The 21578-nt window shown below is 54.5% G+C and carries 21 protein-coding genes and 2 riboswitches; of the genes, 13 read left to right on the forward strand and 8 right to left on the reverse strand.

Going from position 1 to position 21578, the window contains the following annotated elements:
* Positions 1–37: 37 nt before the first annotated feature.
* From V5G20_RS06085 to V5G20_RS06100, 4 genes are read right to left on the reverse strand one after another with little or no spacing between them, the layout of a single operon-like run.
* The gene (locus V5G20_RS06085; RefSeq protein WP_024985571.1) at positions 38–547 is read right to left on the reverse strand and encodes a 1,2-dihydroxy-3-keto-5-methylthiopentene dioxygenase; all 510 of its coding nucleotides are present in this window, start codon (positions 545–547) and stop codon (positions 38–40) included.
* A gap of 26 nt (positions 548–573) precedes the next feature.
* Positions 574–1221, reverse strand: coding sequence for a methylthioribulose 1-phosphate dehydratase (locus V5G20_RS06090; protein WP_338463271.1), 648 nt, complete (start codon positions 1219–1221; stop codon positions 574–576).
* Positions 1218–1895, reverse strand: coding sequence for a 2-hydroxy-3-keto-5-methylthiopentenyl-1-phosphate phosphatase (locus V5G20_RS06095; protein ID WP_003391343.1), 678 nt, complete (start codon positions 1893–1895; stop codon positions 1218–1220). The genes V5G20_RS06090 and V5G20_RS06095 overlap by 4 nt, the downstream gene beginning before the upstream one ends.
* A complete protein-coding gene (locus V5G20_RS06100) occupies positions 1895–3106 on the reverse strand; it encodes a 2,3-diketo-5-methylthiopentyl-1-phosphate enolase (protein WP_003391345.1) in 1212 nt (403 codons plus the stop codon). The genes V5G20_RS06095 and V5G20_RS06100 overlap by 1 nt, the downstream gene beginning before the upstream one ends.
* 78 nt (positions 3107–3184) lie before the next feature.
* Positions 3185–3337, reverse strand: a riboswitch (SAM riboswitch).
* 151 nt (positions 3338–3488) lie between these two features.
* Here V5G20_RS06100 and V5G20_RS06105 point away from each other — a divergent pair.
* The 8 genes from V5G20_RS06105 (at position 3489) to V5G20_RS06140 (ending at position 13853) form a co-directional block, all read left to right on the forward strand.
* On the forward strand, positions 3489–3995 hold the full coding sequence (locus tag V5G20_RS06105; RefSeq protein WP_003391347.1) for an RNA polymerase sigma factor: 507 nt from the start codon (positions 3489–3491) through the stop codon (positions 3993–3995).
* Positions 3985–5193, forward strand: a complete 1209-nt coding sequence (locus V5G20_RS06110) for an anti-sigma factor (RefSeq protein WP_003391350.1) — start codon at positions 3985–3987, stop codon at positions 5191–5193. Before V5G20_RS06105 ends, V5G20_RS06110 begins: the two co-directional genes overlap by 11 nt.
* A gap of 99 nt (positions 5194–5292) precedes the next feature.
* Positions 5293–5440: riboswitch (SAM riboswitch) on the forward strand.
* A gap of 197 nt (positions 5441–5637) precedes the next feature.
* Positions 5638–6867: an S-methyl-5-thioribose kinase gene (mtnK, locus tag V5G20_RS06115; protein ID WP_031931602.1), complete on the forward strand. Its 1230-nt coding sequence runs from the start codon at positions 5638–5640 to the stop codon at positions 6865–6867.
* Complete coding sequence (mtnA, locus tag V5G20_RS06120) at positions 6864–7907, forward strand: S-methyl-5-thioribose-1-phosphate isomerase (RefSeq protein WP_031931601.1); 1044 nt, start codon at positions 6864–6866, stop codon at positions 7905–7907. The genes mtnK and mtnA overlap by 4 nt, the downstream gene beginning before the upstream one ends.
* A 67-nt stretch (positions 7908–7974) precedes the next feature.
* Complete coding sequence (locus V5G20_RS06125; RefSeq protein WP_003391355.1) at positions 7975–8517, forward strand: GNAT family N-acetyltransferase; 543 nt, start codon at positions 7975–7977, stop codon at positions 8515–8517.
* A gap of 220 nt (positions 8518–8737) precedes the next feature.
* Positions 8738–10480, forward strand: coding sequence for an ABC transporter ATP-binding protein (locus V5G20_RS06130; protein WP_024985567.1), 1743 nt, complete (start codon positions 8738–8740; stop codon positions 10478–10480).
* 21 nt (positions 10481–10501) lie between these two features.
* Positions 10502–12592, forward strand: a complete 2091-nt coding sequence (locus V5G20_RS06135) for an ABC transporter ATP-binding protein (RefSeq protein ID WP_024985566.1) — start codon at positions 10502–10504, stop codon at positions 12590–12592.
* Between the two features lie 82 nt (positions 12593–12674).
* Positions 12675–13853, forward strand: coding sequence for an MFS transporter (locus V5G20_RS06140; RefSeq protein WP_003391361.1), 1179 nt, complete (start codon positions 12675–12677; stop codon positions 13851–13853).
* A gap of 39 nt (positions 13854–13892) precedes the next feature.
* Here V5G20_RS06140 and V5G20_RS06145 read toward each other — a convergent pair whose 3' ends face one another.
* Genes V5G20_RS06145 through sppA form a run of 3 tightly spaced genes read right to left on the reverse strand, consistent with a single transcriptional unit; the run spans position 13893 to position 15664 of the window.
* On the reverse strand, positions 13893–14087 hold the full coding sequence (locus V5G20_RS06145) for a hypothetical protein (RefSeq protein WP_003391363.1): 195 nt from the start codon (positions 14085–14087) through the stop codon (positions 13893–13895).
* Positions 14088–14116: 29 nt separating this feature from the next.
* The gene (locus tag V5G20_RS06150; protein ID WP_003391365.1) at positions 14117–14674 is read right to left on the reverse strand and encodes an RDD family protein; all 558 of its coding nucleotides are present in this window, start codon (positions 14672–14674) and stop codon (positions 14117–14119) included.
* Positions 14675–14698: 24 nt separating this feature from the next.
* On the reverse strand, positions 14699–15664 hold the full coding sequence (sppA, locus tag V5G20_RS06155; protein ID WP_171506055.1) for a signal peptide peptidase SppA: 966 nt from the start codon (positions 15662–15664) through the stop codon (positions 14699–14701).
* Between the two features lie 142 nt (positions 15665–15806).
* Between sppA and V5G20_RS06160 the strand changes: the two genes are divergently transcribed.
* Entirely contained in the window at positions 15807–16535 is a 729-nt protein-coding gene (locus V5G20_RS06160; RefSeq protein WP_003391369.1) for an amino acid ABC transporter ATP-binding protein, read from the forward strand.
* Positions 16536–16957: 422 nt separating this feature from the next.
* Positions 16958–18442, forward strand: a complete 1485-nt coding sequence (locus V5G20_RS06165) for an IS1182 family transposase (RefSeq protein WP_422387982.1) — start codon at positions 16958–16960, stop codon at positions 18440–18442.
* 121 nt (positions 18443–18563) lie between these two features.
* On the opposite strand, the gene V5G20_RS06170 is transcribed toward V5G20_RS06165, so the two are convergent.
* Positions 18564–19250 carry a polysaccharide deacetylase family protein gene (locus V5G20_RS06170; protein ID WP_227278116.1) on the reverse strand — a complete coding sequence of 229 codons (687 nt, stop codon included), beginning with the start codon at positions 19248–19250 and terminating at the stop codon, positions 18564–18566.
* Positions 19251–19429: 179 nt separating this feature from the next.
* Here V5G20_RS06170 and V5G20_RS06175 point away from each other — a divergent pair, with 179 nt between their 5' ends.
* The 3 genes from V5G20_RS06175 to V5G20_RS06185 all read left to right on the forward strand — a co-directional run bounded on the left by V5G20_RS06175 (position 19430) and on the right by V5G20_RS06185 (position 21474).
* A complete protein-coding gene (locus V5G20_RS06175; RefSeq protein WP_003391373.1) occupies positions 19430–20236 on the forward strand; it encodes a DUF2797 domain-containing protein in 807 nt (268 codons plus the stop codon).
* Between the two features lie 52 nt (positions 20237–20288).
* Positions 20289–20471 (forward strand): hypothetical protein, encoded by a 183-nt coding sequence (locus V5G20_RS06180; protein WP_035990993.1) that lies wholly within the window; start codon positions 20289–20291, stop codon positions 20469–20471.
* A gap of 91 nt (positions 20472–20562) precedes the next feature.
* Entirely contained in the window at positions 20563–21474 is a 912-nt protein-coding gene (locus V5G20_RS06185; RefSeq protein WP_122957771.1) for a hypothetical protein, read from the forward strand.
* The last annotated feature ends 104 nt before the right edge of the window (positions 21475–21578 follow it).

A 21578-nucleotide genomic window follows, 5' to 3' on the forward strand; every position in this document is an offset into this window, starting at 1 on the left:
CCAAGCTCAAGAGAGGGCTCTTTCTGTTATCCGTAAATTAATAAATCGCTTCCCAGCCTGCAGGAGTGACGAACAGGCGGATCGCCTTGATCTTGCGGTCGTCCATCAATGTAAAGTAGTGGCGATAGTTCGGAGGAACGGAGATGAGGTCGCCCGGCTCCATTTCCACATCGAAGTAGCGGTCGTCTTTTCCTTTGATGGCAAAAATGCCGTGGCCGTCTACGCAAAAACGGCATTCGTCATCTGTGTGGTGATGCTCGTTCTTGAATTTGACCAGCAATTCATCCAGATTCGGTGTCTTGTCGGACAGGACAATGATGTCAGCGGTCAAATAGCCGCGGCGCTCGCTGATCGCATCGATTTCCGGTTTAAAAGCGTCGAGGATCTGCTGCTTTTCTTCATCGGTCGGGCTGTAGTTGCTCTTGAGCTGTTCGTCGAGACGGTCAACGCCCCAGTGCTCGTAAATGATTCCCTGCGTGTCCAAAAACGAGATGACACTCTCGCCGGTCAAATACTCGTTGTTGTCGTGAAAGCGTACTTTTGCCATGTTACAGGCCTCCTTGGGGTGGTTGTTTATGGAGCAGCCACAGCGGCTTGGCGAAGCTGCAGCCAGCGCGCGTGGTATTCAAACAGAAATTCAAATGCTTCCAGGTGCCTCTTCGCCGCAAAGTCGCTGTCGCCCCAGGCGTAAATGCCGTGGTTGCGGATCAGCACGCCGGGAACCTCGGGCGTAATGACTTTTTCGATGGCGGAAGCGAGCGTCGGAATATCGGCAAAATTCTCGACAATCGGGACGGTGATGCGGGCGTTTTCTTCCCAGATGCCGAGCCCCTTGATCAATTCCTGTCCTTGTATGGAAAAGGCTCGCTGGCCGAAGTACAGCTCAGAGATGAGGTTGTTCCAGATAGTGTGGACATGGAAGCATGCTTTTGCCGTAGGAATGACGCGGTAGACGACAGCGTGGACCAGCGTCTCTGCTGACGGCTTGAGTGCTGTAGGTTCTACCGGCTGAGAGTTGCCGTCTACGACCAGATAGTCCTCGGGCGAGAGCTTTGTCTTGTCCTTGCCGCTGGCAGTCACGGCAAATTGCAAGGGTTCGTCGCTCAATTTGATCGAAAGGTTGCCGCTGGTGCCGGGAAACCAGTCCCGGCGGGCAAAGGTCAGCTTGGCTTCGTCCAGGCGGCGAAAAGCGTCCAAGCGCTGTTCAAGTGTAATCGTCATGATGATGGTACCTCCTGCCTGCGTTTCAGCTCCTGCAAGATAGCGATGACGTCGTGGAACGTCGCAAACGACTTGAAGGGCAGCCCCAGCTCCTCGCTTTTTTGAGCCAGGAGCGAACGGGCAATGACAAAGTCGGCGATTTTGGCTCCGGCCAGATCGGTGATCGAATCGCCGATGACGACGCGGTAGTAGCGCTCTGGATCGTAGCGGCGGATAATGGCTGTTTTGCACATGCCGCAGTTGTTGTCGCAATGCTCGTCGCACGCATGCGGCCAGGTAATCGTGATGCGCGGTCCGCTGAAGTCGCTGCCGTTGCAATAGATCGGCACATCGAGTGCAAACGGGGCAAGGATCGGCTCGACAAAAAAGTCAATGCCGCCGCTGGTGATCAACAGCTCGATGCCTTCCTCCCGGCAGAAGCGGACGAATTCGGCAAATCCGGGGCGAATCGTCGCCTCTTTGACGATGTAGTCTATGATCTCCTGCTTTTTCTCGGATGGGATCAGCTTGAACAACGCGCCGACACCTTCGCGGATCGACACCTTTTGGGTGAGAATCTGCTCGATCAACTCTTCCCGCTCAGGCGGAGCAAAACGTCGCATAATCGCGACAATATTGTCTTTTTCCGTAATTGTTCCGTCAAAATCGCAAAACAGCACGAGTGGCTTGGTCATCATTTTGTTCCCCATTTCTGCAAAGCCTGTGACAGTTCAGCAGATTCGGAGGAAGCGTCCTCCAGCGTTTGTCCTGCCACGACTGCGTTGATCGCTGCGACAAACGCTCGGGCGCCTGCCGTCGCACCACCTGGATGGCCGTGAATGCCCCCACCGGCATTGACCACCTGGTCCAGGCCAAAATCCTCGTACAATTGCGGGACAAGGCCGGGATGGATGCCCGCAGACGGTACCGGAAATGATTTGCGCAAAGTTCCGGTCGGTTCGGTCAAATGCTCCGCCAGCTTGAGCGCTTCTTCTTTGTTCAACGCCACATTTCCGTACGGCGATGGGAAGAGCACCAGGTCTGCGCCAGCCAAGCGCATCAGCTTGCCCAGGAGCAGCGGTGTCCCAATACCGTAGTCGGGCGACGGATAGTAGGCTCCGGCGAGCGCCGGGTGGGCCATAATCGGCACCTGAACATCCGGGTCTGCAGCCAGTCGGTGCAGGGCATCGTAGCCAAAGGCAAGCACGTTAAACAGCAGGCAGTCTGCGCCGGCTTCCACAGCTCTCTTGGCACGTTCGGTCAAGTCGGTGACCGGCCCGGTCAGATTGGCCGCATACAGAACCGGTTTCCCTGTTTCCGCTTCTGTTTCCCGGGCAATCTGTTTAAACGCCCGGATTCGTTCCAGAAAGGGAGCACGGTCATCGGCAAAGAAAATTTCGTCATCTTTTACTAGGTCAACGCCGCCCAGAGCCTGTGCCCGAAACTGGGTTTTCAGATCGTCAAACGGCAGGCCGAGGCAGGATTTGAAAATGCTCATCAAGAGTGGGCGATTATGCGCTCCGAGCCGATCTCTGATGCCTGAGATGCCGTATTTCGGGCCGGGAAAAGCGGCCAAAAACGCTTCCGGAAACTGTATGTCAATCAGCTTGATTTTTCCGTCCATGGACAGTTTCCCAAAGACGCCTGTCAACAAGGACGGAATGTCAGCGGTAAAGTTGCGAACCGGGTAGCTGATCGTAATCAATCCGCGGCTTTCGCCGTTTTCCAGGGTATCGAGCACCTGGGCGCCGACAGCTTCACCCAAATAGGGCTTCAAATCTGCCTGCTTGGCTGCGGGCAGATCGGTCCAACTGCCGACAGTCATCCCGACGGCGATCGCTTCCGCCTTTTTTTGCAAGTCCTTTGCCTGAGTCAAATAGGTGACGAGGATGCGTTGTTCGCTCAATGAGGAAACCTCCTTTTCTCGCAAAAAAACCTCCCCTTCGAGAGGGGAGGCGCTTTCGTCCGATAACGTTTTCGTCTCCTCTCATCTCTCGGTTCAGGGTCGAAGTGGCAGACTTTCGTCAGCGGCTTCGACTCTCACCGTTGGAATTAGCACCGTTTCGCCCCCCTTGCAGGGTAAGCGCCGGTTGCCGGGCATCATAGGGCCAGTCCCTCAGCCAGCTCGCGATAAGAGTTTCATGTACAGTATGCATTTGACTTGCGATAACCCCATGATATGCTGTTCCTTTTCGGGAGTCAACCCTTGTTTTGAGCATTAAAAATTTTGCTGCAGGTGGAACTTTTTCTAAAAAAAGGCGTGGTATCAGGTGAAAGGGTGTGAAGGAATGGGAAAGGCAGGAGTGGAGGATGTGTACCGCCTGCACGTCAATGACATATACCGCTACCTCCGCAAGCTCACCGGCGATGCAGGCTGGGCGGAGGATCTGACGCAGGAGACCTTTTTCCGTGCCTTTCAGCACCTGGATACCTATCGGGGAGAAAAAGTGCGTCCTTGGCTGTTCAAGGTAGCGTACCACGCGTTTATCGACTGGCACCGCAAGCAAAAGCGCAGGCCTGTTCAACTGATCGACACCTTGCCTGAGCAGGCGGATCAGGCGGCGGTCAGTCCGGAATCGGCGGCACTGGCTAGGGAGACGGCGGCCCTCGTGCAGACTGTTCTCCGGGGGCTGCCGGAAAAACAGCGACAGGTGCTGCTGCTTCATGCGGAAAAGCTCAGCTATGCGGAAATAGCCGACGTCCTCGGCATCGATGTGGCCGATGTGAAGCGGTCGATCTACCGGGGACGATTGAAGATGCGAAAATGGTGGGGGGACGGTCAACATGGCGGATAACGGCAAGCTGGAGGATCATAAGCAAAAAAGCCGGGAGCGCGATCAGCTCCTTCTCGCTTATCTGCGGGGGGAGCTTGGCGCTGAGGAGACAGCGCGATTGAGGCAGCGTCTCGCAGACGACCCGGAGTATGCGGAGCGACTGGAGGAGCTTTTGCTGGGAGGCGGGCTGATGCAGACAGAACCGGAAGACAAAGCCGCGGATTTTTTGCCGGAGGAGAAGCAGCGCTCCATCATCCGCTGGGGAAAGTGGAAGAGCAGGCTGTCCAACGCCGCCTACACGGTGGGGATCTCGCTGCTGATCGGCTTTGTCCTGTTGTTTGTCAACTATTGGATTGGCCGGTCGCTGTATGAAGATATGTTTCGCGTCTCCAAGGATTTGGTGAATTTCACTCAGCCGGGGATCGTAGCAGGCAGCAGCGGCGCGCAGGTTGGCCTTTTTTATGGCAGCATTCAAATGGAGCTGCGCGAAAAGGTGGGGGGCGACCGTCAGCAGCCAGGGTATTTCGAGACTACGAATGTGTTTACCAAAGTATCCTCCCGCCCGGTATGGAACGACGGCGTTCGGAAGAAAAATCTGTTTTTCCTGTTCCCGCTTCAGACGAAGCTGCAGGAGGATACCTCTTTCAGACGAGAGCCCGCGTGGAAGACGCTTGAAATGCTGCCGGAGGGGACGGTATCGCAACTGGCGATTTCCTTTGACCGGTTTATGAGCCTGGAGGAAATGTACGCTTTCCTGGCTCCGTATAATTTGGACCTTACCTGGCTGGCCGTGGATACCGGACAGGAGGTGCTGCATGAGGATGCCAAAGAAGGCGTGCTGCTGCTTTCGGCCGGTGACGTCTGGGGTTTTTCCGAACATGGGCTGGACTATGGACCGGGACCGATTCAGGTAAATGGCGAAGCAGATCGCCGCACCCGGGCGTACGTGGAGGAGATGAAATACCTCGCCGAGCAGGAGAGGCTGAGCAGGTCGATCGGACAAAGCCTGTTCAACAGCAGATCAGGATTGAAGATCGACGAGCGCTATCGGTATTTGGAGAAAAACGGTATCAAAACGTATGGAATCGTCGTCACCGGTCCGACCAAGGAACTGCTCAAGCTGAAGCAGGAAGCTGCCATCACCGCCGCATTCGTAGGACAAATTGACTGGTGGAACTGGAATCGTCCGAGTGCAAGCGGACAGCAAAACAGCTGGTAAGGCCGAGGATCAGCCGACTGGCAAAAAACAAAAAAGAGTGTTGACAGCGTGCATAGCCGCGTGTATGATTCAAACTAATCAAAACAGCATACGTTGGATACCTTATCCAGAGAAGGTGGAGGGACTGGCCCGATGATACCCGGCAACCGACACAGCGCTTGCCTGTCAGCTAGACTGACGGCGCGATTGCAAGCGATGTGCACGGTGCTAATTCCTGCAGAAGCAAAAGTATTCTGGAAGATAAGGGGGAGACGACACGCCCTGCCGCGTACGTATACGACCTCTTTTCTTCGGGAAAAGAGGTCTTTTTGCATGTCTGGCTGCAAAAACGGCTTGATCGGAGGCGCAGCCTGCAACATACCGTGCGGAATTATCCCCTGCTGAATGGGCCGGGAAAGCCGCTGGAAAGATCCAAATCGATTCACGTGAGGGGAGAAACAAGTTATGGCTTATCGTGCTTTGAGTGAACAAGAAGCAGTACAGTATGTAAAAGAGCTGCCCGGCCTGTTTGAAGCAGGGGCTGTCCTGTCCTCCCGCGAGATAGGCGACGGCAACCTGAATCTTGTCTTTCACATCCGCGATGAAGCGACCGGCAAAAGCGTGATTGTGAAGCAGGCTCTGCCTTATGCCCGCGTCGTAGGCGAGTCGTGGCCGCTGACGCTTGATCGCGCCCGCATCGAGAGTGAAGCGCTGCGCATCCAGTACAAATACGTTCCGGACCTCGTGCCGCAGGTGTACCACTACGATCAGGAGCTTGCCTTGACCGTCATGGAGGATCTCAGCGATCACATCCTGATGCGCAAAGGATTGATCGAGGGGCGACGCTATCCAAATTTCGCGAAGCAAATCGGACGTTTCATGGCCCACACGCTCTTTTTCACGTCTGATCTGGGAGCGCATCCCTACGAGAAAAAAGCGCTTGTCGGAACATTCTTGAATCCGGAATTGTGCAAAATTACGGAAGACTTGGTGTTTACCGATCCTTACGAAAATGCGCCGACCAACAGCTTCAACCCGCTGATTCGGCGGGAAGTGGAGGAAATCTGGAAGAACAAGCCGCTCAAGCTGGAAATCGCCAAGCTGAAGTACGATTTCCTCACCCGTGCAGAGGCGCTGCTGCATGGCGACCTTCATACAGGCAGCATTTTCGTCACCGAAACCTCGACCAAGGTCATCGACCCGGAATTCGCTTACTACGGCCCGATTGGCTTTGACATCGGCGCGGTAATCGCCAATCTGCTCCTGAATTATGCCGGCCAGCACGGACTGGAGAAGGATGGAGGAAAGCGGGAGTCTTATCGCGAATACCTGCTTACAACTGTCGAAGACGTCTGGAACGAGTTCGTCTCCCAGTTCGTCCAGCTATGGCACAAGCAGGCGAAAGAGCGCAGCGCACATGTAGAAGGGCTCTGGCAGAGCTACGTGAAGCGGTTGATCCAGGATACGGCCGGGTTTGCAGGCTGTAAAATCCTTCGCCGCGTGATCGGGCTGGCGGGTGTCGCCGATCTGAACAGCATCAGCGACGAAAAAACCCGTGCCGAAGCGGAACGGCTGGCACTGCTGATCGGTCAGGAGCTGATCCTGAAGCGGGGCGGCATCGAAGATTCGACCGACATCACAGACATCGTTCGCAATGCGACAACAAGATTTGATCAGGAGGCAGCAGCGGTATGACCACAATTCATGAAGCATTCGCACCTGTAAAGTGGGAAGGAGACTCTCTTCTTCTGCTCGACCAGACGCGTTTACCGGTAGAAACAGTCTTTCTTTCCCTCCATACGTCTGAGGAAGTATGGGCGGCAATCCGCCACCTGCAGGTTCGCGGCGCCCCTGCGATCGGGATGGCTGCGGCATACGGGCTTTACCTCGGCGTGCGGAACAGCGAAGCGGCAGATTCGTCAGCCCTCTGGAATCAATTGCTCGAGCAGGCTGACTACCTGGCGACAGCACGCCCTACAGCGGTGAACCTGTTCTGGGCGATCGATCGGGTCAAAGCACGCGTCCAGCAGGAGGGAGAAAAACCGGTAGACGCGTTGAAAGCGGCGGTTTTGGACGAAGCTCTCACGATACAGCGCGAGGATGCCGAAGTATGCCGGACGATAGGCGAACACCTCCTCACCTTGCTGCAGGATGGAATGGGCATCCTGACCCACTGCAATCCAGGGGCGCTGGCTACCGCCGCTTACGGGACGGCGACAGCTCCGCTCTATCTGGCCAAGGAACGCGGCTGGAACCTGAAGGTATACGCTGACGAAACGAGGCCGGTGCTCCAGGGAGCGCGGCTGACCGCCTACGAGCTGCAGCAGGCGGGAATCGACGTCACGCTGATCTGCGACAACATGGCGGCCATGGTGATGGCGCAGGGAAAAGTGCAGGCTGTCATCGTAGGAACCGACCGCGTAGCGGCGAACGGCGACGTCGCCAATAAAATCGGAACGTATGGCGTTGCCGTGCTGGCGAAAGCCCATGGCATCCCGTTTTACGTGGCTGCACCGCTGTCGTCTGTCGATCTGGAAACGCCGACGGGAGCGGACATTCCGATCGAGGAGCGTCCGGCGGAGGAAATCACGCACGGCTTGGGCAAGCAGGTGGCTCCGGACGGCATCAAGGTCTACAACCCGGCATTCGACGTAACGCCAGCGGAATATATAACGGCAATCGTCACCGAAACCGGCATTTTCAAGCCGGAAGATATCCGCAATTCCAAGCAATAAATCGTGGCTGTATAACAAAAGCGCCCTCGGGCGCTCTTTTTCACTTTTGAAGAAGGGGAGAGATGACATGAAGGTTATTCCGATAACGCAGCATGCAGCGTTGAGGCGCTTGGAGCTTGCCGATGCAGAGGAAATGTTCTGGCTGACCGATACCAATCGTCTCCATCTGCGCGAATGGCTTCCGTGGCTGGATATCGTCACAAACGTGGCGGATACCAGAAGGTTCATCTCTGCCACTCTGGATCAGGACAGCCGCAGGCAGGGCACCCATTTCGGGATTTGGTACAACGGTCGTCTGACAGGAACAGTGGGCGTACATCATATCGACTGGACAAACCGGAAGACGTCCATCGGGTATTGGCTCGGAGCCCAGTACACCGGGCACGGACTGATGACGGCCGCCGTCTCGGCCTATCTGGATCACTTGATCTTTGGCGAGTGGGACTTGCAAAAGGTCGCCATTCACGCCGCTACCGAGAACAAAAAGAGCAGGGCCATTCCGGAGCGCCTCGGGTTCAAGCTGGAGGGAATCCTGCGAAGCAACGAATTTCTCTACGATCATTACGTCGATCACGCCGTCTACGGCATGCTGGCGTCAGAGTGGCGTTGAGTCCTTCAGTTTTTTGCTGCCGATAGAAAAAGCTGGATTGACAAGAAATTTTGTGTAAACTACCATGAAGATATTGGAAAAGGGATTGCGTATATCGCATCCCTTTCTTTTGATCGACAGGGTCAAAGTCGTCCCTGTTGATAACCGGATTACGGAGGCTCCGCCACAATCATGGCGGAGCCAAGTTTTCTAATAGGATAAGGAAGGAGGGACGGACGGCGTGGATATTTTGCGGCAATTGTCCTGGTTTTTCAGAAAATATTGGAAACGATATACAGTAGGGATTGCTTTTCTGTTTTTGATTGATCTGCTCATGCTGTGGCCTCCCCGGCTGATCGGGCAAACGGTGGATCAAATCCGCAATGGATCGCTGACGACATCTGGATTGGCGACGACGATTGTCACGCTGCTTTTGATTGGCCTTATCTTGTACGGGCTCCGTTTCTTTTGGCGGTACCTGCTGTTCGGCGGTTCGCTGATGCTGGAGCGGACGCTTCGCGAGCGGCTGTTTGGCCATTTGACCCGGATGTCGCCGTCCTTTTACTCGCGCCGTCGTTCCGGTGATTTGATGGCGCTGGCTACCAACGACATTCCCGCAATCGAACAGACAGCAGGGATGGGCGTACTGACGCTGGTCGACTCCCTGTTCGCCACGCTGTTGACTTTGGCTGTCATGATGGTGGCCATCGACTGGCAGTTGACGCTGGCGGCACTTATTCCGATGCCGTTTTTGGCCTGGGCGACCGCTTATTACGGCAAGCTTTTGCACGACCGGTTTTACCTGGCACAGGAAGCGTTTGGCGAGATGAACGACCATGTGCAGCAGTCCGTCTCAGGCGTCCGGGTCCTGCGGGCTTTTGTACAGGAAAAAGAGGATGTGGAGGCGTTTCGCCGGGTCAGTGAGAAGACGATGGAGCGGAATATCAGCGTTTCCCGGATCGACGCCCTGTTCGAACCGACGATCGGCATTATCATCGGCTTCAGCTTTCTCATCGGGCTTGGCTACGGGACCTACCTTGTCTTTTCCAGCGCGATTTCCCTGGGCGATCTGGTCGCATTCAACCTTTACCTCGGGCTGCTCATCTGGCCGATGTTTGCCTTTGGCTGGCTGATGAACATCCTTCAGCGGGGGAGCGCTTCGCAAAAGCGGTTGTCGGAATTGTTCGCCGAACGGCCTGACGTGGTGGACAGCGAAACTGTGGTGGAAGATGTTCCGGACAATACTGTCGAGGCGAGAGGCTTTACCTTCCGCTATCCGCAGGCAGAGAAGGACGCCTTGTCGGATATCAGCTTCATGCTGCACGAAGGAGAGACGCTGGGGATCGTGGGCAGGACGGGAAGCGGGAAGTCAACGCTTTGCCGGACTCTGTTGCATCAGTACCCGGTAGAGTCGGACGCCCTGTTTGTCGGAGGGAAGCCGGTAGAACGGATTTCGCTGTCTGCCCTGCGCGGGAAAATCGCCTACGTTCCCCAGGAGCATCTGCTGTTTTCCCGAACGATCGAAGCGAACGTCGCTTTCGGCTCGCCGCAGGCGACTACAGAGGAAGTGTGGCATGCGCTCTCCCTGGCCGAAATGAAAGGCGATGTAGCGCAATTCGCGGAAGGGCTCGGAACCATGGTCGGTGAAAAAGGGGTCACCCTCTCAGGGGGACAGAAGCAGCGCATCTCGATTGCCCGTGCCCTGCTGATGAACGCTGACATCCTCATTCTCGATGACTGTCTGTCCGCAGTCGATGCGAGGACGGAGGAAAGCATTCTTCGCCACCTCCGCGATGAACGCAAAGGAAAGACGACGATCATCACCGCCCACCGGCTCTCTGCGGTCCAGCATGCCCAGTTGATTTTGGTGCTGGACGAGGGCAGGATCGTGGAGCGGGGGACGCATGATGAATTGATGGCGCAAAACGGCTGGTATGCGGAGCAGTACCGCAGGCAGCAGATGGAACAAGACGTCGCGGGTTAAGGGGAGAGAGGGGAACGTGTAATGAACGGCAAACAAGTATGGAAGCGGCTTGTAGAGTACGCCATGCCGTTTCGCAGACAGATCGCAGGGGCCCTGCTGCTGCTCCTGCTCGGTACTGCCGCGGAACTGGCCGGCCCCTTTTTGGCAAAAGTGATGATTGACAATCACATTCTGGCGGTTCAGAAGACGTGGTATCGCTTTGAAAAGGAACCGCTTACCATTGAAGGAAACCAGATCGCGATCCGGCTGGCGGATGAGTATTACGTCCGGGAGGATTGGCTGTCGTCCTTGCCTCCGGACGATGCACAAAAGGCGAAAAAGACACAGGTCGTGACCGAGGGAACGACCTACTATATGCTGGACCGTGAGCTGTCCGAGGACGGGGAGCCGAAGCTTTTGCCGCTTCCGGCCGTCGAGGGAAGGGAGCGGGTCAAGGCGACGCTCGTTCGCTCGGGGCAGGAGGTTGATCAGGCGGAGGGAATCCGCTTGACGGCGGACGAGGTGAAGGCGCTGTACAGCAGGGAGATTGCGCCGATATTGCTTTTGGCAGGCGGCTATGCCTTGTTGATCCTGATCAGCGCGGCATGCAACTATACGCAAATTTTGACGCTGCAGATGACAGCTCAACGCATCATCCAGCGCATGCGGATGATTTTGTTCACCCACCTGCAGAAGCTGCCGGTCTCCTTTTTTGACAAGACACCGGTCGGTCAGATCGTCTCCCGCGTGAGCAACGATACGGAGGCCATTCGTGAACTGTACGTCAGCGTTCTGGCAACTTTTGTGCAGAACGGGGTATACCTCGTAGGGATTTTGATCGCGCTTTTTGTCCTGCAGCCGCAGCTTGCCCTGTTTTGCTTTTTAAGCGTGCCGTTGATCGTCGCGCTCATTATCGTTTACCATCGCTTCAGCTCGCGCTATTATGCGGTCATCCGCAGCAGGCTGAGCGATATGAACGCCACGATCAACGAGATGATTCAAAACATGACGATCGTCCAGGCGTTTCGCCGAGAGTCGGGGGTTCAAGAGGAGTTTGCCAAGGTAAACGAAGAGTATTTTCGGGTTCGTCTGAAGGAGAACAACCTGGAGTCGCTTTTGCTCAGACCAGCCGTTGATCTCATCTGGAAAATCTCTCTCACGGTGATTGTCTGGTATTTCGGCTCGACTTCGTTTCACAGCGCCATTTCGTTCGGCGCGCTGTTTGCCTTCGTCGATTACATGGGACGCTTTTTCGAGCCGATCAGCATGATTATGAACCGTCTTTCGCAATTGCAGCAGGCTGCCATCTCCTCGCAGCGCGTGTTTGACATTCTCGATACGCCGGCTGAAGAGGAGAAGGGAGGCAAGGCTATCGAGCGCCCGCGCGGAGAGGTAGTCTTTGACCGCGTTTCTTTTGCCTATCAGGGTGATCAATACGTCTTGAAAGATGTGTCGTTCACGGCCAAGCCGGGACAGACGGTAGCGCTGGTCGGCCACACCGGGTCGGGAAAAAGCTCGCTGATGAATCTGTTGCTCGGCTTTTATCCGGTGACGAAAGGGCGCATCCTGATCGACGGCATGGACATGGGCGAAATGGATACGCGGACGCTTCGCCGCCATGTAGGGCTGGTGCTGCAGGACCCTTTTTTGTTTACCGGCAGTGTCGGATTCAACATTCGCTTGTACAATGACAAGCTTACGAATGACGATGTAAAACAGGCGGCGGAGGCAGTCAGGGCAGATGAGTTTATACGCCACTTCCCCGGAGGATACGAAGAACCCGTCGTGGAGCGGGGGATGACCTTGTCTGCCGGACAGCGGCAGTTGATTTCGTTTTCCCGGGCGCTCGCAGCCGATCCGGCTATTTTGATCCTGGACGAAGCGACAGCGAGCATCGACAGCGAGACAGAGTCGGCGATCCAGGAGGCGCTGCACGTGCTTTCGGCGGGGCGCACGACGTTTATCATCGCGCATCGCCTGTCTACGATTCAGCATGCCGACCAGATTCTCGTTCTGTCCCGCGGCGAAGTCGTCGAGCGGGGCACGCATGACGAGCTGATGGCGCAGCATGGCCTGTATCAAAAAATGTACCAGCTACAGCAGGGGCAAATCTCTGCTACAGTAGAACAATAGCGATTGATCTTGACCTTGCCGCCGGGTGAGGGGGAGATTATGAATAGAGAGAGTGAGTGCAGGAGAGGAGAACGCATACATCATGTCTTCAACACGTTTTACCTTTTGGGTGCTGATATTGGTCGTAGTCATTGCGGGAGCCAGCCAGGGGCTGACGATTCCGCTGTTGGCCGTGATGCTGGAGCAGCAGGGAGTTTCATCGGTCGCCAATGGGTTGAATGCAGCCGCTTTGTATATCGGTATATTGCTTGTGTCACCCTGGCTGGAAATCCCGCTGCGCCGGATCGGTTATCGGTCGACGATTCTGTGCGGGCTGTTAATGGTGACCGCAGCCACCGTCCTGATTCCGGTGTTTTCCCATCTGGCGGTCTGGTTTGTTCTCCGCATGCTGATGGGAATCGGCGACTCCGGTCTCCACTACGCCAGTCAAATGTGGGTGACCAAAATCGCCGCTCCGGAGAGGCGCGGACGGGATTTGTCGCTCTACGGTCTGGCCTACGGCATCGGATTCAGCATAGGGCCGCTGGGGATCAACCTGCTTCCGATAGGATTTTGGGCGCCGTTTGCCGCACTGACCGTGTTGTATGCGGCAGCGTTTATTCTGCTGGCGCGCATCCGCAATGATTTTCCCGAAGAGATCAAGGCAACTGAAGCCGGTGTGAAAAAACAGAACAGATACACGACTGTATTCCGGTTAAGCTGGCTGGCGCTGATCCCGTCGTTTTTGTACGGATTTATGGAAACGTCTTTAAACGGAAGCTTTCCGGTTTATGCTTTGCGGACCGGCATTTCCATCGAGTGGGTATCGGTTATCCTGCCATCCTTTGTCGTGGGCAGCATCATTTTGCAAATTCCGTTGGGCTCATTAAGTGACCGGATCGGCCGGAAGCGGGTCATGTTTGCCTGTGCGCTCGTCGGAGCCGTGGCGTTCATCCTGTTCCCGCTCAGCGGCGACAACGTCTGGATGATGATGTTCCTGCTGGCGATTGCAGGTGCGGCTGTCGGTTCCTTTTACTCGCTCGGTCTTGCCTTTGCGACCGATATTTTGCCGGGTGCGATGGTCCCTACAGCCGGGATCATTGCCAGCATGAATTTCGGCGTCGCCAGCATCCTGGCCCCCAATGTAAACGGCCTGTTGATCCAGCTCTGGGACCCGCGGAGCATCTTCTGGCTGATGGGGCTTTTGCTGTTCGGTTTTGCGGCTGCTTGCCTGTTTTTCCGCACGACCCGCTCTTCTCAGGAGACCGCGGTGGCGTCATAAGCATAAAAATGTGAAGAGAGGGGAAGCGTAGGGATACAGTCATCTTTCCCAGAAAGGGGTTTGCCTGATGATGACGCCCTGTGTTTTCAAGCGGGGAATGATCTGGATTCTGTTTTTTATCATCAGTCTGATCGTGATCCCGTTCTTTTCCGATGACACGCCATCCACGCCTGCTCCGACTGTGAACAATGCAAGCAGGTAAAACCCGGGCAAAAAGGACTCGTCTTTTTCCATAAAGGCGAGTCCTTTTCTTTTGCTTCGGCTTACGTACGTTTGCTGTCTCGGATGACATACGTCCTGGCAATCAGATCGTGCCAGCCTTGCTTTTTCCGGTTCCACCCTGCCCACAAATACCCCAGTCCCAGCGGCAGGGCAGAGAGAAATTTGCCCACAACCTCTCGCAGCAATACCTGCCCCAGCGTCAACTGGCTGCGGTGCTGGCGGGCATTGACCACGCGGATGCCGGTGATGAGCTTTCCGAGTGTCTGTCCCGTCCACCAGGTCAGCAGGATGGCATAGGCGAAGTCGAATACGATTTCCAGCAAGTCGATGTACGAAAAGACGTCCGGCCCGGCAGTGAAAGCCCGGCGGAGCGGATTGAAGATCAAAAAGCTGATGCCGGTGAGAAAAAGTCCATCCAGCAGAGCAGCCCCGACCCGAATCCAGAAGCCGGCAAACGCATAGCTGGCCTCCTGGGAGGCATCCTCGCTTCCGGACGGCTCGGCTCCTGCGAAGCCTTGGACAAGCGCGGTCCGTGCGGCGGCATCAGCGGAGAGCAGGGATTCGGGAAAATCAGCTTCAGACGACGATTGGTCCCGCATGGCGGACACCTCCATTAGAAATGGTTACGGGATAAACTGGTACAACAGCTTGGGCGTCGAGCCCTGCTGCAAAATGCGCTCAAGGCCGAGCGGATCAGGGTTGGACCAGTAACGCTGCATGCGGAAGATCAGATTGCCAAGCGATATGTTTTCGGTAAAGCGAACAATCTGCGCTTCCGGCAGTCCAGTCAGGGTCAAGGCATAGCGGGTAGCATCCTCCAGATCGCCAAAGCGATCCACCAGTCCCAGCCGCTTCGCCTGCTCGCCGGAGTAAATGCGGCCGTCGGCTATTTGCAGGACGCGCTCCCGGGGGAGGCTTCTTCCCTTTACGATTACATCGACAAAGCGATCGTAGCTTTGGTTGACCAGCGTTTGGAAAATTTGCCGCTCGGGCTCTGTGAGCGGACGGGCAGGACTTCCGATATCCTTGAAGCGTCCGCTTTTGATCGCATACTCCTGGATTCCCAGCTTGTGTATGGCATTGCTGTAGTTGGTCAGGGTAAAAATGACGCCCAGACTGCCTGTCAGCGTATTGGGATTGGCGAAAATGGCATCTCCCGCTGTAGCCAAGTAGTAGCCTCCCGATGCGGCAGTCGAGCCCATGCTGACAACGAGCGGGATTTGGCGAAGCTCCTTGAGCCGCAGCAGGCGGCGGTGCAGTTCATCCGTAGCGACTACCTCTCCGCCAGGGCTTTCGATCCGCAGGACGACTGCCTTTACTTGCTCGTCCCCCTCGATGCGCCTGATTTGTTCGGTCAACAGGTCGGCCATCGGTGTGACAGATGCAGTGGAGCGCTCACTGGTGATCGTGCCATTGACGTAAAGCTGTACGATTTTGGCCGTACCGGAGCCGGAGACGACATGTTCATCCCAGGCATACTCGGGATGGTCGGTCAGATTGCGCATGCCTCCAAAGATGCTTTCGACGCCGATGCCAAGGACAAAAACAGCCAGTACAAGAAAGAGTGCCGTCCATCTTTTACGGTTCATGGAAAACCACCTCAGATGTAGCATTTGCTCTTCTCTTTCCGGTTACGCATGCCTGTCATTTCACAAACTCATGCAATTTTCTAAAAATTGCGGTACAATTGGTCATAAGACAAGAGAGAATATGTTCGGGGGGTACGGAAGCGTGATTATCCAAGTAACGGATTTGAAAAAAAATTACGGCAGCCTGCAGGTGCTCAAAGGAATCACGACACAAGTGGCGGAACGCGAGGTCGTATGCGTGATCGGCCCGTCGGGTTCGGGAAAAAGCACGTTTCTGCGCTGCTTGAATCAATTGGAAGAGATGACGGCCGGGCGCATCGTGATTGACGGCCACGACCTGTCCGATCCGAGGGTGGACATCAACAAGGTGCGCGAAGAGGTAGGAATGGTGTTCCAGCGCTTCAACCTGTTTCCGCACAAAACGGTTCTGGAAAACGTTACGCTCGCGCCGATCAAAGTAAAAAAGATGACCCCCGAGGATGCGAGAAAACAGGGCCTGGCGCTGCTGAAAAAGGTGGGGCTGGAGGACAAGGCCGATGTATATCCGGATCGCCTTTCCGGAGGACAGATGCAGCGGGTGGCGATTGCCAGAGCCTTGGCGATGAACCCCAAGGTCATGCTGTTTGACGAACCGACCTCGGCACTGGATCCGGAGCTGGTCGGAGAAGTCTTGACAGTGATGAAGAATCTGGCCAAGGAAGGCATGACGATGATCGTCGTCACGCATGAGATGGGATTTGCCCGGGAAGTGAGCGACAGAGTGATTTTCATGGATCAAGGCGTCATCATGGAGGAGGGAGCACCCGAAGCCCTGTTGTCCAATCCGAAAAACGAGCGGTTGCGGGCATTTTTGCGCAAGACCTCGGCATAGCGACCGGTATAAAAAAATCGGCCCCCGATACGAGAGCCCTGCAAAAGTCCACCTAATATCTGTAAACCGTAACCCTAGTGCCCTTAGGTACTGGGGTTTCAATTATCGAGAATGTAGCTGTAGTGGGGAGAAGCATGTTTCCGATCTGCGCTCCGGTCTACGTCCTGCAAGGATGTGAAACTGTCCGCTCCACAGCGATCCCGGGGGAAGCGCAAAACGGCGCGCAGCTCCGAAGGTTACTCATGGATTGCGCTTCTGTCTCCCCGGGCTTCGCTGTTCCGCTCGGCTGGACTCCGCTAGTCGCTCCGCCTGGAAACATGCTTCTCCTCCGAAACAGTAGGTTTTCAACAGGCTGAAACCCAGTGCCGCTTCGACACCGGGTTTTGATGTACAATAAAAAGAAAACGAAAGAGTTGGAACCATTGCTACAGCCCTCTAAACAAATCACGGCATCCTTCCATGCCGAATTATATAAACTGATTCCCGTGGATCACCCATTATGTAAAATCAATGAAATCGTCGATTTCACGTTCATTCATGAATTGGTTCGTTCTTCTTATTGTGAGCATTACGGAAGACCAGCTAACGAGCCGGAGCTCCTGTTTCGCTTGCTGTTTTTACAGGTTCTCTACAATCTTTCGGATGAACGCATCATTCAGGAAACGCAGGTAAACCTCGCTTATAAGTGGTTTTTAGGTTTAAATCCAGAAGATACCCTTCCTGACCCCTCTCAGTTATCCCGCTTTCGTAATCATCGGTTAGGAGCCGGAGCCGTAGACGAGGTACTCAAATCGGTTGTACGTCAGTGCATCGAAAAAGGACTTGTGAAATCAAAGACGATCATCGTGGATTCCACTTATACACTGGCAGCTTCGCCAAAACAAAAGCCTCTTGAAGTACTGCGAGATGCGGCGAAGCGCTTATTCCGTATTGTGGTGAAAAAGCATCCAAAACTTGAAAAGAAACTCCCGAGGTTACCGGAGTTGAAGAAGGATCAAGAGGGTGCCGAGAAGATCATGCTTCACTACTTGGCGGAACTTGGAGAGACAGTCGAGACTTTGTTACCCGATCATGAGGGTTCCATCTCGGAGAAGATCAAGGTCGCCAAGGCCATCGTGGAAGATGAGCGTCTGCTGGCCAATAAAGGCATTATGTCGGCCATTGATCCAGATGCCCGCTTTGGATGGAAGAGCAATACGAAATCCTTTTTTGGCTACAAAGAGCATATTGCCATGACGGATGAAGAAATCATTACGGCTGTGGAGGTCACCGGAGGAAGTACGGATGACGGAAAACAATTCAAAGAACTTTTGAACCAATCGCTTGACGTGGGAATAGAAGTACAAGAAGTGATTGCTGACACCGCATATTCGGGTAAAGATAACTTGGCCGAGATGAAATCCAAGGGGATTAAACCTGTCGTCCCGCTAAACCCCGTCGTACATAATGGGGGACTGAAGCAAGAGGGCTTTGAGTACAACAAGGATGCAGACTTTGTTATTTGTCCGGCAGGACAACATAGTATCCGAAAGGCTGTCCAAGGAAGCAAGCAGAGTGGCAAAAGTCGTTCTCTCGTTTTTTACTTCGATACGGAGAAATGTAAGACATGCCCACTTAGGGAAGGCTGTTTCAAACCAGGAGCAAAGAGCAAGACCTACTCCATCCGGATCGTGGCGGAACCCTACAAGGCGCAAATCGAGTTTGAAAACAGCGATACGTTCAAAGAACGTATTCGTCGCAGACCGATTATTGAGCACAAAAATGCTGAATTAAAAAGGTATCATGGGATGACCAAGGCCAAGTACCGTGGTCTCTTTCGTATGCGAATACAGGCAATACTTACGGCTTTCGTCGTAAATGTAAAACGGATGATAAAATTGGCAGAAAAAATGCAGCCCGTCTCTTAAAGGAGAATGGACTGCATTTTTCGTTAAAGTCCTTTTTTGTAAAAAAAAATACTGTGCGTTACCCGATCCGCAAACCTCAACAGAGGTATTTTGCAGGACTCTCCCGATACAGGGGGCATTTTTACTTCTTGTTCGCGTCTCGCTTGCTTCCTTTCACATCGAGCAATTGACTGACCGTAACGAACCGATAGCCCTGCCTCCGCAGATCGGTGATCAACTCCTGCAGCGCGGCAATCGTTTCCCGCTGATTCAGCCCGCCGTCGTGGAACAGGATAATGTCTCCGGGAGCCACGTCGTTCTTGACGCTTTTGGCGATGTGGGAAGCCGTCCGGGCCAAAGACCAGTCGCGCGGGTCGACCGACCAGTGGATGATGTCATAGCCGCAGGACTGGACTGCATTCATGACGTCATGCGTCAAGACTCCCCCCGGGGGCCGGTAATATTGGGCAAGCACGCCGGTAGAACGGAGAATCGATTTTTCCCCCAGCTTGATTTCTTCGTAAATCTCCTGCTCCGTCAATTTGTTCAAATCGCCATGATGATAGCCGTGGTTGCCGATTTCATGCCCTGCTTTCTTGATCCAGTGCATAATCTTGGGATACTTGTCTACTTGAGAGCCAAGCACAAAAAAGGTGGCGGGAACCTTGTTGCGGTGCAGAACCTCCAGGATGATGGGCGTGTATTTGGGATCGGGGCCATCGTCGAAAGTAAGGGCAACCACTTTGTTGGTTGTGTCGATCCGGTGAATCGGCTCATAGGCAGGAAGAGGGCTTCTTGCCGCATCTGTCGGCACCACCCCGAACAGCAGACAGGCGATGAAAGACAGAATGAACGCTCGATAGCGCAGAACAATCCCTCCTTCCAAAGTAACTATCTTTTAGCTTCACCCGCACAACTCAAATCATCCTGCCAAAAGAAAACAGCAATCAGCCTGCGAGCGGGATATGGTAAAATGAAAGGACTGTACATAGGAGAGGAGAGAATACGGTGGAACTCCGCGGTATTTTGCACGGGTTGACCCATCAGTATCACGGCAAGGATCAGCCTGTTGACTACTATTTGCAGCTGGGCGAAGAGAGACTGCCGTTAAATGAGCTGCTGGGCAGCGAAATAACGATCTCATTTCTGGGCGAGAAAAACTGTATCGCCTGTGGACGAAAAACGAACAAAACCTTTAACAGCGGATATTGCTATCCCTGTTTTACGAAGCTTCCGGAGAACGATCTGTGCATCGTCAAGCCTCACGAGTGCCACTATGATCAGGGAACATGCCGGGATGCCAGCTTTGGCGAGACTCATTGCATGATTCCGCACTACGTTTATCTGGCTGTTTCCAGTGATGTAAAAGTCGGCCTGACGAGGAAAAACAATCAGCTAAAGCGCTGGGTCGACCAGGGAGCCATTCGCGCGATCCCGATCGCAGAGGTACCGACACGCCGCATGGCAGGTGAGCTTGAATTCCATCTTAGCCAATTTTTGCCGGATAAGACGAACTGGAGAAAAATGCTCAAGGGCGATGTCCGCGAGGTGGACCTGCTCAGCCTCAGAGACGAGGTGTACGCGCATTTCCCGGACGAGTTCAAAGCCTTTCGCTACCGTGAGGACGAGTGGATAGACATTACCTATCCGATCCTTGAGTCGTTGGACAAGATCAACTCGCTCACATTGGACAAGCAGGAAAGCGTCGGCGGCAAATTGATCGGTGTCAAGGCACAGTACCTGATTTTTGAAAACGGCGTTTTCCAGGCGAGAAAGCACGCCGGCTATCAGGTGCAAGTCAGCGCTTCTGCATAAAGCGGCCGCTTTTCCTCCAGACTGAAACAAAAGACTGGAGGAGGCGATCGGCATGGCACCGGAGCGCATTGAATATACGGAACCGTTGACGGGTACCTTGGCAGAAGCAGCCCAGGCCGATCCGCTGGGCATCCCCTACTCGCCGCTTGCCAGGACGTGGCAGGCGAACCCCCGGGCGGAAGCAGATCCTGCCGAGCGGGGTACGGGGAATGTGGCAGAAACAAAAACGGAATAAAAAACGTCTAGAAGGAAAAAGGCAGCCAGACATGATCGGCTGCTTTTTTCTTATCCAAATAACTAGCCATTGGGGAAGGGAAGGGCACTTCATGCGTACATGGGCATTATCCGTCGCGACAGCGTTGCTGATCTGTGGAAGCGCTTGGGCCGGGTATATGGTAGGAACTGATGTGGAAAGCAAAAGAAACGAGGAACAGGCAGGCAGGGTCATAGCGGAAAACGAAGCGTTGCGGTCAAAGCTCCAGAATCAGGCTCCCGCCGCTGAAGCATCCCCTCCGGCAAACAGTGCTCAACAACCGGCTGAGGCGGCCGAGCAAAACGCGAAGGAGCCCGCTTTCATCGACCACGATGCAATCCTGGATGCTTTTCGGCGGACGGACGACAAAGGCGGAAGCTTTGAAATCACGGAAAAAGACAAGCAGGAAATGATGGCCGAACCGCGCAGCAGGGATTACAAATGGGTGCTGCGCACATTTGTAGAGAAAAAGCTCGGAAAAAAGCTGAATACCTTTCAGACGACCAGCCGGACGGTGAACCCGCGTATCCTGCTGGCAACCACTACGGATGGCACCGCGTATGAAATCGAGATGAAAAAATGGCCAGCCTATGACCAGATTTGGACAGTCGAGCGCTTTAACGGCATGTCCCCGGGAGATGTCGGTTCAGTCGCTCCGCTCTATCAGGCGGTGAAAAAGGAGGAAGTGCCCAAAAACGTGCAGGACTGGCTGGAGCCGCTGCTTGCCTCACCGGAATGGAAAACGGAATACTTGCGCGATGGCAAAAAAACGTATGTGCTCATCAAAACGTCGTCTTCGCCGACGGATTCGGTGGAAGTAGAGGATGTTTCGCTATGGATAGAGGAAGTAACGGTGAAGTACCAGACGTACGACTATGCAAACAGTGAAGACCGCTCGTTTGCAAACGATTACGCTTTGTTGGAAATTCCGTATGAAGCCAAGGACGGGGTCCAGTTTACGAAAACATTGTCGATTGTTCGGTAGACAGGCTCTTACGGACAAGTCTTGATCCGGCAGACTGGCGATGTGCCGTCGCGTTGTTAAGGGAGCCGTTTGATAAACGCGGGAACTGCGTTAAAATAAAGGAA

It is taken from the genome of Brevibacillus borstelensis, assembly GCF_036700025.1.
In the GTDB taxonomy this organism is placed as follows: Bacteria; Bacillota; Bacilli; order Brevibacillales; family Brevibacillaceae; genus Brevibacillus; species Brevibacillus borstelensis.